This is a genomic window from Clostridium aquiflavi (assembly GCF_031344075.1).
GTDB classification, from domain to species: Bacteria; Bacillota; Clostridia; order Clostridiales; family Clostridiaceae; genus Clostridium; species Clostridium aquiflavi.
In genome coordinates this window covers 1-16,042 of the sequence record NZ_JAVJAN010000033.1, presented here as the reverse complement: position 1 = coordinate 16,042, position 16,042 = coordinate 1, and the positions used below count along the sequence as shown (strand labels likewise).

The 16,042-nt window shown below is 27.9% G+C and carries 11 protein-coding genes; 9 read left to right on the top strand and 2 right to left on the bottom strand.

All coding sequences use genetic code 11. The annotated features are described in order from the left end of the window. Positions 1-3: 3 nt before the first annotated feature. On the top strand, positions 4-2,043 hold the full coding sequence (locus RGC78_RS12225; protein ID WP_309556716.1) for a M13 family metallopeptidase: 2,040 nt from the start codon (positions 4-6) through the stop codon (positions 2,041-2,043). A 69-nt stretch (positions 2,044-2,112) separates the two neighbouring features. Here the strand turns inward: RGC78_RS12225 and RGC78_RS12220 are convergent, their stop codons facing one another. After that, entirely contained in the window at positions 2,113-3,567 is a 1,455-nt protein-coding gene (locus tag RGC78_RS12220; RefSeq protein WP_309556715.1) for a DUF2334 domain-containing protein, read from the bottom strand. A 296-nt stretch (positions 3,568-3,863) separates the two neighbouring features. On the opposite strand from RGC78_RS12220, the gene RGC78_RS12215 reads away from it, so the two are divergent. The 8 genes from RGC78_RS12215 (at position 3,864) to RGC78_RS12180 (ending at position 15,688) form a co-directional block, all read left to right on the top strand. Then, a complete protein-coding gene (locus tag RGC78_RS12215) occupies positions 3,864-5,066 on the top strand; it encodes a cell wall-binding protein (RefSeq protein ID WP_309556714.1) in 1,203 nt (400 codons plus the stop codon). 155 nt (positions 5,067-5,221) lie between these two features. Further along, positions 5,222-5,812: an REP-associated tyrosine transposase gene (locus RGC78_RS12210; RefSeq protein ID WP_309556713.1), complete on the top strand. Its 591-nt coding sequence runs from the start codon at positions 5,222-5,224 to the stop codon at positions 5,810-5,812. Then, positions 5,805-7,334, top strand: coding sequence for a YifB family Mg chelatase-like AAA ATPase (locus tag RGC78_RS12205; protein ID WP_350339623.1), 1,530 nt, complete (start codon positions 5,805-5,807; stop codon positions 7,332-7,334). Before RGC78_RS12210 ends, RGC78_RS12205 begins: the two co-directional genes overlap by 8 nt. A 28-nt stretch (positions 7,335-7,362) precedes the next feature. Continuing rightward, positions 7,363-8,409 (top strand): DNA-processing protein DprA, encoded by a 1,047-nt coding sequence (gene dprA, locus RGC78_RS12200; RefSeq protein WP_309556711.1) that lies wholly within the window; start codon positions 7,363-7,365, stop codon positions 8,407-8,409. 29 nt (positions 8,410-8,438) lie between these two features. Continuing rightward, positions 8,439-8,732, top strand: coding sequence for a DUF2442 domain-containing protein (locus RGC78_RS12195; RefSeq protein ID WP_309556710.1), 294 nt, complete (start codon positions 8,439-8,441; stop codon positions 8,730-8,732). A 426-nt stretch (positions 8,733-9,158) separates the two neighbouring features. Beyond that, on the top strand, positions 9,159-11,018 hold the full coding sequence (locus RGC78_RS12190; protein WP_309556709.1) for an N-acetylmuramoyl-L-alanine amidase family protein: 1,860 nt from the start codon (positions 9,159-9,161) through the stop codon (positions 11,016-11,018). Positions 11,019-11,242: 224 nt separating this feature from the next. Next, a complete protein-coding gene (locus RGC78_RS12185) occupies positions 11,243-13,483 on the top strand; it encodes an N-acetylmuramoyl-L-alanine amidase family protein (RefSeq protein ID WP_309556708.1) in 2,241 nt (746 codons plus the stop codon). A 492-nt stretch (positions 13,484-13,975) separates the two neighbouring features. Continuing rightward, complete coding sequence (locus tag RGC78_RS12180) at positions 13,976-15,688, top strand: cadherin-like beta sandwich domain-containing protein (RefSeq protein WP_309556707.1); 1,713 nt, start codon at positions 13,976-13,978, stop codon at positions 15,686-15,688. A 44-nt stretch (positions 15,689-15,732) separates the two neighbouring features. On the opposite strand, the gene RGC78_RS12175 is transcribed toward RGC78_RS12180, so the two are convergent. After that, entirely contained in the window at positions 15,733-15,897 is a 165-nt protein-coding gene (locus tag RGC78_RS12175; RefSeq protein WP_205449997.1) for a YvrJ family protein, read from the bottom strand. Positions 15,898-16,042: the final 145 nt, after the last annotated feature.

Genomic DNA, 16,042 nt, shown 5'->3' with positions numbered 1-16,042 from the left:
AAAATGGCAAAATTTAAAAAGAGTAGGCTTATAGCATGTGCTTTGGCATTTTCATTATTTATGTCACAAGCAACATATGTTAAAGCAGCTGAAGTAACTAACACAGCTAATTTAGGAAGTAAAGTAGTATCTGATGATATAAGGTTACAAGATGATTTTTACAGTGTAACTAATAAAGAATGGTTGAATACTGCTAAGATTGATGCTGGTGAAGTATCTAATTCAGCATTTAATGAAGCTGAAAAGGCATTAACAGAGCAAAAGAAAGAAATAATGAAAGAATTGCTAGCTAATGAAAAGAACTATTCAAAAGATAGTGATGAGAAAAAAATGATTAATTTATATAAGAATGTCTTAAATAGTGAAGCAAGAAATAAACAAGGTATAGAACCTATTAAGGGAATATTAGATAAGATTAAAAATATTAAGACTTTAAATGATGTTAGAGAACTTAATAAATATGATATTGGAAATCCATTAATTAATATTGGATGTAGTGTTGATTTAAAAGATGCCACTAGATATGCAGCATATGTTGGATCAACATCTCTTAGCTTAGGAAACTCTGATGAATATGTAAAGCCAACAGAAAATACTGCAAGAGTGAAAAGTCTTTCTGAAAATTATTATAAAAAGATCTTAACTTTAGTAGGATATACTGAAGAAGAGGCAAAAATAAAGGTTGATAATTTTTACAAATTAGAATACATGATAGCACCATCAATAATAGGAAAAGAAGAGAGCTCAAAAAATCCTAATGCAATAGATGATGAATATAATGTATATACTTTAGATAAGCTTAACGAAGTAGCTCCAAATTTAAAGATAAAAGATCTTATGAAAGATTTAAAAATAGATAAAGCTAATAAAATAATTTTAACAGAACCTAATTGGTTAAAAGCAATGAATGATATTTATACTGAAGAAAATTTACCACTTATTAAAGATTATATAGAAATAAAAAATATAGCAGGTGCAGCAGGTTGTCTAGGTGATGATTTCCAAAAAGCAGCACAAGAATTTTCTAATGCTTACTTAGGTTCAAGTGGAGAAACTCCTAAAGATGAAGAGGCTATAAATATAGTTAATTCAGCATTAGCAATGCCATTTGGTAAGATATATGTTGAAAAATACTTTTCTAAAAAGACTAAAAATGATGTTAAAGATATGACTGATGAAATAATTAAAACTTATGAAAAGAGAATAGAAAATTTAGATTGGATGAGTGATTCAACTAAAAAGAGTGCTAAAGAAAAATTAAATAAAATAAGTGTTCAAATTGGATATCCTGAAAAATGGGAAGATTACTCTTCATTAAAAATAAGATCATATGAAGAAGGCGGTTCACTTTTTGAAAATTTAATAAATTTAGGTAAATTTGCAGAAGAAAAGCAATTAAGTATATTAAATGAACGTGTAGATAAATCACAATTTGCATGTCCACCACAAATGGTAAATGCTTTCTATAATCCAACAGCTAATTCAATCACAGTTCCAGCGGGAATTCTTCAACAACAATTTTATGATGTAAATGCTTCAAAAGAACATAACTTAGGAGCAATTGGAGCAATCATTGGTCATGAAATTAGTCATGCTTTTGATAATACTGGAGCCAAGTTTGATGGTGATGGTAACTTAAATAGCTGGTGGAGCACTGAAGATTATAAAAAGTTTGAAGAAAAAACTAATAGCGTAAGAAGCTTTTATAATAATGTAAAACTTGATAATGGTAAAAGTGTAAATGGAGATCTTACAGTAGGAGAAAATATAGCTGATCTTGGAGGAATAGCTTGTGCATTAGATATATTAGATAAGATGCCAAAGGCTAATTACAAAGATTTCTTTGAAAGTAATGCTAATGTATGGCGTGAAATTAGTACAAAGGAATATGGAGATCTTAAACTTCAAAATGATGTACATTCGCCTAATAAGGTAAGATCAAATGTAGTATTATCACAATTTGATAAATTCTATGAAATATATGGAATAAAAGAAAATGATGATATGTATGTAAAACCAGAAAATAGATTAAAGATTTGGTAGGATAACATCACCCCAGGGGTGTAAAAAATGGAAAAAGGTCAAGCTGGTGACAGTCACCAGCTTGATCTTTTAAAGTTCAGTTACTTTAGTCATTTTAAAGCCCTTTTCTTCTAATATAGTTACTAATCGTTTTAATATAGAATTATCATCATAGCTAAAACATGGACAACCATTAGAATCTTCACTTAGTGTAATAAAATTATTTTCTAATGAAGGATGGAAAAATACACTACCCATATTAGAGGTATCAGCATTTTTAATTCTATCTAAACAAAGATCTTCTTTACCTTCTGCAATATAATCTAATGGAGTTGATATATATAATGAAGCGTTATTATAAGGACTTAGTTGTGGTTTTGTCAAATCTGCATTGTCAACACCATAATCATTAAATGGATAGTAAAGTATTTTAAAATATTCTTCTGCAATTTTATTTTGTTCTTGAGTTATCTCATAATGTGGTACTTCAAAAAAATTTATTGGTATATCTAAGTATGATGCTGTTTCAATAGCTTTTTCTATTTTTTCTCTAAACACAACAGGTGAAGGTTCAAACTTTCCAAATTCAAATCCAGCAGCTGATTCATGATGTCCAAACTGATGAGTATAGCCATGCAAACCAATTACAGCATTATTATTTTTCAAATAATCAAGTGTATAAACCATTTCTGCAATCTCAAAATTATTTTTAGTTAAAGGATTATTATCAATTTTAAAATTAGGATTTTTGTATCTTGGAATCCAAGCTATATGATAAGGAATATTTTTTTCATTCATGTATGTTCCAATTACACGAAGATTTTCAAAGTAGTTTTTATCATAACTTTGAGAAGTTAAACATATATCCTCAAATCGTATTAATCCTATCTGTGTATTTTCATTATCTATATCAGTATAATCACTAGTATTTTTAGAGTTATCATTATTATTATTATTTACTTCATTATTAGCATTTTTTATATTTTCACTAGAATTAATTTTACAATTAATTATCTTATTATCCTTATCCCATCTAGTATATAAATCAAGCATATTAGAGAAGTCAGAGAAACATATGTAATAAATGTTTTCAGAGTTTAATAAATCTTTTTTTAATTTAAATTCTTTATTAGGACACTTAACGGTATTATTTGAAAGATTAATAGAATAAATTAAATCGTTTATTTTTAATGATAATATATCTTCATTTTTCAAGCCTTTACCGTTTAAATTATAGGCAATTTCATTTAATGGTAAATAGTATCTATTCTTATCTAAGTATATTGGTAAGGTAAAATTTAAATTTTTTCCATCTATTTTAAGTTTTGCTTCATCTTTATTCATATCAAAATCTTTAAATGTGGAATAATCATTAGAAAGTTCATAACCTTTTTTAAATAATTTATCAAAATTTAAATTCTCATCATTACTACTAATATCGTTATCAATTGAGCTGGAAGATTTAGTCTCATCTGTATTATTGCAAGCCGTTAAAAAAATAAACATGAATAATAAAAGAAGATAAGTGTAAAATCTTTTTGTCATAAATAAAATTCCTTTCGTTTCATATCTAGTGAATATGTAATATAAAATATAGTATAACATGATACTGTAATTGCTATACCCCTGGGGTGTAAAAAATGGAAATTGGGTAAGCTAGTGAGAAGCACAAAAGAGTAGATGATAAAAAATTTCTACTTTTAAATTTAAGATAAAGATTAATAAACAGTTAACGATAAATTAAGGTGCATTATTTGATAGTTAATAAATTTGTAAAAATAGAACTAACATATATATATTAAAAATATGCATAATACAAAAGAAAAAATGAGGAGATTAATGTGAAGAAAAGGAAAATAATAGTGATTTTATCATTAATACTATGTATTAATAGTATTCCAACAACAGTCTTTGCAAGTCAAAGTACAAATCCAGAAAAGATTAAATTAGTTGAAGAAAATAAGGTTTTAACTGAAAGTAATTTATTAAAGAATGAATCAAAGAAAGAACTAGATTTGGATACAAAGGATGTAAAAGATATTAAGGAAAAAGATACAAAAGAAAAAGAGGACAAGCATAATAATACTGATGTATCATCACAGAAATCTGATAAAGATGAAGAAAAAGAAGATGAACCTTTAAAAGAAGAGTTACATACAATTGGATGGAAAGAAAAGTATGGTTCATGGTATTATTATGAGTTTAAAAATCAATTAGTTAAGAATGAATGGAAAAACATATTTGGAAAATGGTATTACTTTAACAATGATGGAGCAATGCAAAAAGGCATGCAAAACATAAATGGAACAACATATTATTTTAATAATAATGGGGAGATGTTAACAGGATGGCAATTAGTAAATGAGAAGTGGTATTGTTTTTCAGAATCAGGAAAAATCGAATATGGTTGGAAAAAATTAAAGGAAAAGTGGTACTATTTAGATAGAAATATAGGTGTAATGCTATCAAATGAAGAAAAAATTATAGACGGAAAAAACTATAGATTTAATGCTGACGGAACTCTTGCTGAAAATACATGGTATGATAGCTATAAATATTCTCAGTTTAATGGGGAATGTGTAAATATATATGGAGATTATTCTCATTCAAATACTAATTACAACATATTTAAATACATGACTAATACATATAATCAAGTAAGTGTGCATGATGAAGCAATAAGACTGCATGGCGGAATTGAGAGTAATAACTGTGTATATTTTTTATCAGAAGTTTTAAGAAGAAATGGATTCAATATTTCTACGTATACTGCAAATGTGGCTCAATTAGAAAGTCAATTAAAGAATAAAGGATTTGTAGCGTGTTATGATTTAAACCAATTAAAACCAGGAGATATTGTATTTACAAAAAATAATTCTCATGTATACACATTTATGTGTTGGGCTGATGGATGGAATTCATATATTGCAGATAACCAAAGAAAAAAATTTGGTGACAATGTAGTACATAAAAGAAATGTTAAAGATTATGATCCAAGATATGATACAGATCCATCTACACATTTTTATTATTACCCATATTAATCACCCCTGGGGTGTAAAAAATGGAAACAGATAAGATTTGATCTTATCTGTTTTTTGGTGTATCTACCCCTGGGGTCCAGAAAATGGGAAATGTTTAAATAAAAAGATTATGTCTATACTTTAAAATAATAATAGTTATAGGGAGAAATGCTAAGATGTCAACACCTAAAATTATATGGTATGAAGGTGCTATATATCATATAACAACTAGAGGTAATCGTAGAAGTAAAATTTTTTTAGATGAACAAGACTTTAGGGTTTATTTGAATAAACTTGAGGATAGCTTACATTATTATGATTATTTAAATTATGAATTAATATCATATTGTTTGATGAGTAATCATGTGCATTTAATAATAAAAACAGGAAAAGAACCATTAACACGAATAATGGGAAGATTGAATTCTACATACACAAAATATTTTAATAAGAAATACAATTACATAGGACATTTATTTCAATCACGATATTTTTCAGAGTTGATAAAAGATGATAAACAAATCTTAGAAGTTAGTAGATATATTCATTTAAATCCAGTAAGGGCTAATATAGTTAAGAAACCTGAGTATTACAAATGGTCTAGTTATTCTATGTTTATAGGAAAGACTTCTAAAAAAACAATAAATCCAGAAATAATATTAGATTATTTTAGTAAAAGGAATAGAGATATTTTATATAAGGAATTTGTAGAGAATGCACTTAGTATCAATAAAGAGGGAGGTAAGTTAATTGGCTACAGTGGTTAATAGTTTTGGAATATTAGGTATAGATGGATATTTAGTTAAAATAGAAATTGATATTATAGATGGATTACCGTCTATATCTATAGTAGGAATGGGAGATACTGCCATAAAAGAATCTAGAGAGAGGCTTGAAGCATCAATAATAAACTCTAAATTTCAATTTCCAAAAATGAAAATAGTAGTTAATTTATCTCCAAGTGATATTAAAAAGAGGGGATCTCATTATGATTTAGGTATGGCAGTTGCATTGCTAATACAGTCGAAGCAGGTACAAGTTAAAGAAATTAGTACATATGGTTTTATAGGCGAGCTATCTTTAAATGGTGATTTGAGACCATGTACAGGAATATTGCCAATGATAATTGAAGCCAAAAATAATGGTATAAAAAACATAATAGTACCAATAGAAAATGTGGAAGAAGCAAGTCTAGTTAGTGATATGAATATTTTTGCTTTTAGAACGTTAAATGAAGTTATTAATTTTATATCAGGAATAAATCCATATAAACCTATAAATTTGAATAACGCTAAGCATAAAATATCCAATAAATATTTAATAGATTTTAGTGATGTTCAAGGACAAGATAGTGCCATAGAATTTATAATGGTTGCAGCAGCTGGTGGACATAATTTGTTGATGTGTGGAACACCAGGTTGTGGTAAATCAATGATTGCTAAAAGAATCCCTACAATACTCCCATCTATGAGTGAGGAAGAGGCTTTAGAAGTTACTAAGATATATAGTGTTTCAGGATTGTTGCAAAATAGAGGGGCATTAATAACAGAAAGACCATTTAGATCACCACATCATAATGCTTCATTAAATTCACTAATAGGTGGAGGCACTTTTGCTATGCCAGGAGAAATTTCACTTTCACACAATGGAGTTCTATTTTTAGATGAAATAGCAGAATTTAATAAGAAAACCCTAGATGCATTAAGGCAACCTATTGAGGATGGTAAGGTTACAATTTCTAGAGTTAAGTATACTCATGATTTTCCAGCAGATTTTATGCTTGTTGCAGCCATGAATCCTTGTCCATGTGGATATTATGGAGAGCAAAGGTGTAAATGTACTGATTATGAAATTATTAAATATAGACAAAAACTATCAGGTCCAATAATGGATAGAATAGATATACAAAAGAATTTTAATGCAGTAAATATTATGGATTTATCAAATAATACTCCAGGACCAAGTTCTAAAAGTCTTAGAGAAAAAGTTGAAGCTGCAAGAAATATTCAAAGGGAAAGATATAAAAATTATAAAAATGTTAATTGCAATGCAGTTATGACACCAGATCTTATTAAGAAGTATTGCATTTTAGATAATTATAGTAAGAAAATATTAAAAGATTCTTATGAAAAATTTAGATATAGTGCAAGAACATATCATAAATTTTTGAGAGTTGCAAGGACATTTGCAGATATGGAAGGTAGTGAAAAAATCAATAAGTCTCACATTATAAAAGCATTAATGTGTAGAGAAATAGAAAAGGAGCAAGCATCTATGCTTATTGTTTAGTATGAATGAAGAGATTTTATATATTTGGTTGAGTTTAATAGATGGAGTAGGAGGAGTAATAGGTTCTAAACTTCTTAAAAAATTTAATAATGTGCAATCTATATATGAAGCAAAACATGAACAATTATTAGAAATAGATGGAATAGGCAATAAATTAGCTAAAAAAATCATTAATTCTAGGGATTTAACTTATTGTCAAAAAATATATGATTACTGTATTGAAAATGATATATACATTTTAAGAAAATATAAAGAAAAGTATCCAAGTCAGTTAAATAAATATATGAATTCACCAATAGTGTTATATACAAAAGGAATAATAAAAGAATTTTCTAAATCAGTAGCAATAGTTGGGTCAAGAAGATGTAGTGAATATGGTAAAAAAGTAACCATAGAATTATCAAAAGAACTTTCTAAAAATAATATACCTATAATTAGTGGGTTGGCAAAAGGAATAGATGGGTATTCACATACAGTAGCTTTAAAAAATAATTTATATACTGTAGCTGTTATAGGAACAGGGCTAGATAGATGTTATCCAAAAGAACACATGAAATTAATGGAAGCTATATGCGAACAAGGTCTAGTAATATCTCAATTTCCTCCAGGAAGCAAAAATGCAAAGCAAAATTTTATAAGAAGAAATGAAATTATTGCAATGTTGTGTGAGAAAATAGTTGTAACTGAAGCAGGAAAAAATAGTGGAGCATTGTATACAGCTAGATGTGCAATGAAATATAATAAAGAAGTTTTTGCAGTACCTAATAATATATATGAAGGCTTTAGTGTTGGAACCAATCAATTAATATTTGAGGGTGCAAAAATATATCTTAATTCGAAGATGATTGTTTTTAATAATTTTGCTGTAGAAGATGATAATCATAAGTTAGCGTCATTTAAAATGAGTGAAGAAGAAGAAAAAATTTATAATTTGGTGAAAGTATCGCCAGCTACATTAGATGAAATAAAAGTTATATTAGGTAGATTGATTAATAATATAGAAGAAGTGTTACTTAAAATGGAGCTTAAAGGCTACATAATACAAAAAAGAGGACTGTTTACCCCTGGGGTGTAAAAAATGGAAAAATAAGGAGTGATAAGATTATGGAATATATGCCAGAAGTTATTCAAGTAATTCCAACAGATAATTTTAAAGTGTATGTATATTTTGATGATGGAACTATAAAACTTTATGATGCTAGTGAAGATGTTAAGTTTGGAATTTTTACTAAATTACAAGATATAAATTTATTTAAAAATTGTTGTACTGTTTTAAATGGTACTTTAGCTTGGGATTTAGAGGGGAGCTATGATGAAACTAAATGTTTAGATTTAGATCCTTTTAATATTTATGAAAATTCACCAGAGGTTGAAGAACCGGGATTTTTATTTAATTAGATATACCCCTGGGGTGTAAAAAATGGAAACAGATGAGATTTAAAGTCTTGTCTGTTTTTTTGTTTACCCCTGGGGTCCATAAAATGGGAAATAAATAAATATTTTAAAATTTTAATTTATTTTCTCAAAAAAGGCCCTAAATTAGAAAATGTTATTGTATTGTATAACGAAAGATTTATGGGATAATAATCCACATATAGAAAAAAGATAACATATATATATAATTTTGAAATATGATAATTATATACCAAAAAATCAATTGACAGGGACAAACTTTTTGGTATAATGATAAAAGTGGGTTTTTGACTATAAAAATCCAATTAAGTAAATGATGACAATATTATTGTACTTTATATCAAACTTTACATTAATATGTTATAATGGTATAATTTATAATGATTTTAAAAATTAGGAGGGAAAGAAATTATGTTTAACAGAGCAAACAAAATGACAGCTTTATTAGTAGCTGCCGCAGCAGTAGTTTCATTAGTTCCAGCAACTGGAGTTAATGCAGCAGACGTTAAGAGAATAGAATCAAAGGATGCAAAACTTTATAATGTACAAGCATTCAAAAATGGAACATTCGTTGTTGATGGTAACCCAGTAGATGAGGATACAGATGCTATTTACTATTTAAAAGATGGTAAATTTTCTGAATTAGAAGACGTTGATTCAGGAGATGATTTTTATGGAGTGGATTCAGAAAAATATCTTAACATTGATGATGCACAATACTTCATTAATTTAGAAAATGGTAAAGTAACTGACGATAGCATTAAAGAAGATAATGCAGATGATGCAGCTTCAGCTTTAAGAAAGGCTATAAAGAAGGATACTGATGGAAGATATCTAGAAAAAGAAACATCAGGTAAAGATTATGCTTCAGAACAACTTCCAGATTTAGAAAAAGCTCAACTTGCAGGAAATAAATTTGCAGAAGTTTGGTATGGCACTAAATATAATGCTAAAAAAGATGTAAAAGATATTGACGATAATAATATTGCAAAACAATATTATAATGTATATACTGATGCAAAAGGAAAATATATTGATGCTGACTACAACGTAGGTAAGATTAAAGTTGAAACTACAACTGGATCTAACGTTAAAGCATCAGTTACATTAAAAAATACTGATACAGATAAATTAGTTAATGATGATGATACACAAGTTATTATTGATACTGATGCAAAAGTAATTGCACAAGATTCAAATAACATATATAGAACAGTAACAATGACTGTTAAGAGTGATGAAGCAATAGAAAAGATAAATGGTATTAAACTTGTTGAAGAAGTTAAAGATGCTTCTGGCAAAGTTACTACAAAAGGAAATATGGATGTAGCAGGAACAAAAACATTTACTGTAGATAATGTATCTGCTCCTAATGAAGTAACATTTAAGACTATCCAAAAGATATCAAAAGCACAAGCTTCTGATGATATCGATGGAGCTAAATATGCTAAAAATGTAAATACTTATATAATTTCAGATGAAGATGGATATACTGATAAAATTGATGGAGATATAACAGGAGCATCTGATGTTAATTATACTATAGTTAACGGAAAGCTTATAGCATATAGTACAACTGCACATAAGATTCAAACAATTGAATTTAAATCAAACAGTGCACATTACTATACTGATATAAAGGATGTATGTGATGACGATATAACAGATGTTGATGTTGATGTTGACGGAAATGTTTGGATGTTAGATGGTGGATTCGTTTATAAATGGGATAACGATGAAGATTGGGATAAAGTTTACAAAGTAGACGGATCAATGTCAAAATTATCAGTTTATGATAAAAACAATATGGCTGCTTGGGATAAAGATGATGAAGTTTATTCTATAATCGGAGCTAAAGAAGATAAAGAAGAAGAAAAACCAGAAGTTGAAGTTAAAGCTGGATGGAGCCAAGCTGCTGATGGAACTTGGACATTCGTTAACGCTGACAACACTAAAGCAACTGGTTGGTTCCAAGATGGAGCTAATTGGTACTTAGCTAATGCAGCTGGTGTTATGCAAACTGAATGGCAAACTATTAATGGAACTTGGTTCTACTTAGGTTCAAATGGAGCTATGCAAACAGGATGGCAAAACATTAATGGAGCTTGGTACTACTTAAATCCAGTTTCAGATGGAACTAGAGGAGCAATGAAAACTGGTTGGATCAACGACAATGGTACTTGGTACTTCGCTGATGGATCAGGAAAAATGTTAGCTAACACAACTGTTAATGGTTATGTTTTAGGAGCTAACGGAGCTTGGGTTAAATAATTTAAGCTTTAAATATTAAAGGACTTCCTTTTTGGAAGTCCTTTATTTTTATAAAATGTTATGCTTTGGAAATATAGTTTATATATGCATAAGTAAATTGGACTAAGTAATTAACATATAATTTATAAAAATGTATTATTTTTCATATAGTATGTATTATAATATATTTATATAAGAATATTATTATTGTATATGAAAACGTTTAAAGAGGAGGGGTTTTGATAATGAGAGATTTTATGAGACGTATTTATTTTAAACCAATTGCAATTATTCTTACTATATTACTTATTCAATTTGCCTTTATTTTTTATTTACCTTGCAAAGATTCTTATATTGCTTATGCTGATGAGGTATTACATAAAGACGACACAGAGAAATCTGATGAGTTATCTGCAAATTTAATTGGAAAATCTATGGAGTTAATGAATGGTGAAGATATTTTAAGTACTTATGAAGGTAATGGAGATGATATTACTTTAAAAGAGTCCAATGAAAATGATATTGTTAAAGAAAGTGGTAATACAGAAAATACAGAATCAAAGGATGATGAAACTATAGGGGATGGGAGTAATACAGATAGAAGTGAACAGGGTGGAACTAGTGGGAATGAGCCTTCAGATGGAAATGATGAAGATGTACCACCAGAAATAGACGATAAAAAGGAAGCTATAGTACCTTTAATAAATTCTTTTGCAGAAGATATGGGAAAAAATTATGAAAAGCTTACTGTAAGTGCAGCTAATATAAATGCGCAAGGAGAATACACATTTATTATTTTAGCAAGTGATAAACTTAATGCATGTAATCATTCTGCTACAAATAGTACTTTAAATAAATGGTTTATACCATTAATAGAACTAAGCAAAGGTGAACAAAAATTAGCTTATAGTGTTGACGGAAAAAAATTTTATGAACTTAGTTTAGATTCAAATAATAAAATACCATATTATATGAGAGCAAATATAACAGGAGCACCTAATTATACTGAAAAAGAACGTGATAGTATTCTTTATTTTAAGTATGCAGAGGATAGTGATGATACGGCAATAAAAATTAGAATTCATTATATACCATCTGTAAATGCTAATGATAATAACAACCCAGGTAATGTTACTGGAGATATATTAAAATCTGTATCTATATATGGAACTGAGAGGGTAGGAAATACTTTAAGAGCTAAGGTTAAATATAGCGATAATACAAACAAGCCTAAGGTTTCATATCAATGGTTAAGATGCAAAGATAAAAATGGAGAATATAAAGAGATAGATAATGCAGATAAAGAAGAGTACAAGCTTAAGAGTAATGATAAGGGATATTATTTAAAAGTTAAGGTGACTATATCTGGAGAAATTAGTGAAAGTAAAGAAAGCGACAGAACTGAAATAATTAAAGAAAAGTTAAAAGACAATTCTTCAAGCAGTAATTCGTGGAATAGTAGCTCAAATAAATATAATAGTGGAATAGTAGTTGATACAGATAAAACAAGTGATGATCAAATGTATTTAAATACTTCATATTCAAGTAAGGTTGATAAAGAAATATTTGATTTAACTAAGGAATATGAATATGAAAAATTAATTCTTGAGGGAAGTAATTATGTATGGAATTTTAATGCTTCAGATTTAAAAAATGTGTCTCAAATGGATGATAGCTTTGATTCTGAAATACAAACAAAAACACAAAATGATTCAGAAGTAGTTATAAACTTTAAACATCATGGAGTTTTACCAGGAAAAGCAACTGTTCAAGTTAATGTTGGTGATGAATTAAATGGTGATAACAGATACTTATACTATTATAATGAAGAAACTAAGTCATTAGAGTTAATATCATCAAATATAAGTGTTAAAAAAGGAAAAGCTATATTTACTATAACACATTGTTCTAAATATATATTATCAGCAAGTCCAAATGCAGACAGCAACGTATCAACAGATGATTATAATACAACTATAGAAACATCAACACAAAACAATTATATAGATAATGTAGTTAATTTTGATAAAAATTCTAATGATGTTAATTTTAATAATATAGATTCATCAAATTTAATATGGAAAGAATCTATGGATGGAAAGTGGTATCTTAGTAGAAATTCATTTATAATGACAGGATGGCAAAAAGTAGATAATAATTGGTACTATTTTAATGAATTTGGAGTTATGCAAAAAGGTTGGATTAATTCAAATAGTAAATGGTATTACTTAGACAATAATGGATGTATGGTTACAGGATGGATAAAATCAAATAATAATTGGTACTATATAAATTCTAAGGGAGAAATATCTACTGGGTGGAAAGAATTTAATAAAGTATGGTATTACTTTAATACAAATGGAGAGATGCAAACAGGATGGCAATATATAGATTACAGATGGTACTATTTATATCCAGATGGAGCAATGGCATATAACGTAGAAATTGATGGTCGTGTATTAAACAACAATGGAGCTGCTAGGTGATGTAGTGAAAAGTGGATAGTGGAAAGCTAAAAGCTAAGAAATATGCTTGTCCCTAATGTGAGATGATATCTTGTATTAGGGATTTTTTTATAGAATGTTGATATATGTAATAGATAAAGAGACATTGCAATTGAATTTTAAAAAGCATTAAGTAAGAATCTAAATGGTGTTATACAGTGCATAGAAAGTATATGTTTTTTGTACAATGTTGATATTTTAGTATAAGAGCGCAGTGGCGTTGGAATTTGATTTTTTACAACTCTTAATGAAGCCCTGTTGAATTAATTGCTTGTCACAATTTTATATTGGGAGCATGCATTAATTAGACTAGGCTTTATTTTTAGTGTTGTTAAATTAAATTCCTCTGTCCATGAGCATTATACTAAAATATCAATAGATTAAAAAACATAACAAAAAATTAAGGTTATAGGTAATGCATTTTATATCATAAAATGGTAAAATAATAGTATATATGCAATTGGAGGAAGAATTATGAATAAAAGATTAAAAAGAATTATTGCTATAGCACTTACAATTAGTGCATTTTCAACAATACAACCATCAAAATACATGAACTTATTTACTACAACAGCATATGCTGCAAGTAGTCATATAAGTGATTTAAAATTAAATAAAACTGATACATCAAGTTCTCTTAAGTTATATAGAGATGAAGATTGTGATATAAAAACAGATTTTATAAGCAGTAGAAGTGAATATTATGTTAAGACTTCATTAAGAAGTGTTAATATAACTTTTGATGAATCTGATAAATATGAGGTTTATGTTTTTGCAGACGATAACAAAAGATCTGTTCCTTTTGAAGAGAGTGATGAAATAGAACTTTCAAAAGGCGATAATACTTTATATGTAAGAACTTATAAAGAGGATCGTTTTGATAAAAATAATGTTAAAAATAATGTTATTGATGAATACGAAATTCATATAGAAAGAACGTCTTCAGCTTCTTCAAATGATGAAAACATATATTTATCTGATATATCTTTAGACTATGGTAAATTATCTTTTTCTAAAAATAAGACAAGCTATAATGTAGATGTAAATTCATCTGTAGATGAAATAGAAGTTACAGCAAAACCAGTTAATAATGATGATTACACAGTTAGAATAAATGGAAGTCAAGTAAAAGAAAGTCGTGATTATAAAAAGACATTAAAATTAAAAAAAGGTAAGAATACTATAGATATACAATTACTAGATGAAGATGATAATGAAAAAATATATACATTGAATGTATATAGAGGTGGAAGAGATTCTTCAGATTCAAGCAATTCTGATAAAGATGATAATAAACAAGGTAATGTATATTTAGATGATTTAAAATTAAATAATGGGGATATTAAATTAGATTTTAATAGAAAAGTTACATCATATGATGTAAAGGTTGCATCTTCTATAGACTCAGTTACAATAGGAGCTAAGCCAGAAAATGATGAATGTGATGTAACAGTGGATGGTAAAAAAGTAAATTCTAAAAATCAAAGAACTGTTGATTTAACTTTAAATAAGAAGAATGAAATAAAGGTTAAAGTAACAGATGAAGATGATGAACAAAGAACATATACTTTAAATATAACAAGAGGAACTGTTTCTTCATCAAATAATAATACAAGTAATCCGGGAAATAGTAATTCTGGAAATACTACAGTGACTCCAGGGGGCGGAAGTACAAATCCAGGGTCAACAGTAACACCAGGTGGTGGAAATAATAATAGTAATTCATCAAATAATAATGCAAGTACTATTAAAGGTAAATGGGTTAAAACATCAACAGGAAATTGGCAATATTATGATGCTAATGGAGTGGCTTTAAAGAATCAATGGTTCAAAGATACTAATAATAAATGGTATTACTTAACTGCTGATGGAAATATGAAAACAAACTGGTTACAAAACAATAATAAGTGGTATTACCTAAATTATGATGGTTCAATGGCAACTGGATGGGTTAAGTTGAATGGATTCTGGAATTATTTTAATATTGATGGAACAATGTTAGTTGGTTGGTATAAAATCGGAGACAATTGGTACTATTCAAATGCCGACGGATCTATGAGAACAGGATGGCTACAAGAAGGAAAGACAAAATACTATTTAAATGCTGATGGAACAATGCAAAAAGGACAAAAGACAATAAATGAAGTGAATTACAACTTTAATGCTAGTGGTCAATTAGTAGAATAGTATTTACAATAAAGAAAAGCATAGGATGCATCCTATGCTTTTCTTTATCCTTGGGGTAATCCAAGTTTTGTTGATACGATGGTATTTAATTTATTTATAGATAGATTAAGTTCATGTATTTGTTTTTCTAGTCTTATTAATAAGTAACTGCTAACTGCCACAGGGAAGCCTACATTGCCAATTAAGTTGACTAATTCATTGATATTCATATCCTTTACATCTCCTTAAATTTTTAAATCTTGCTTTTTAATTTTAGGTTATGTTTTAAAATAGTGTTGATATTGTAGTATAAAGCTCATGGACAGAGGAATTTACTTTAAGAACACTAAAATAAAGCTTAGTCCAATTAATGCA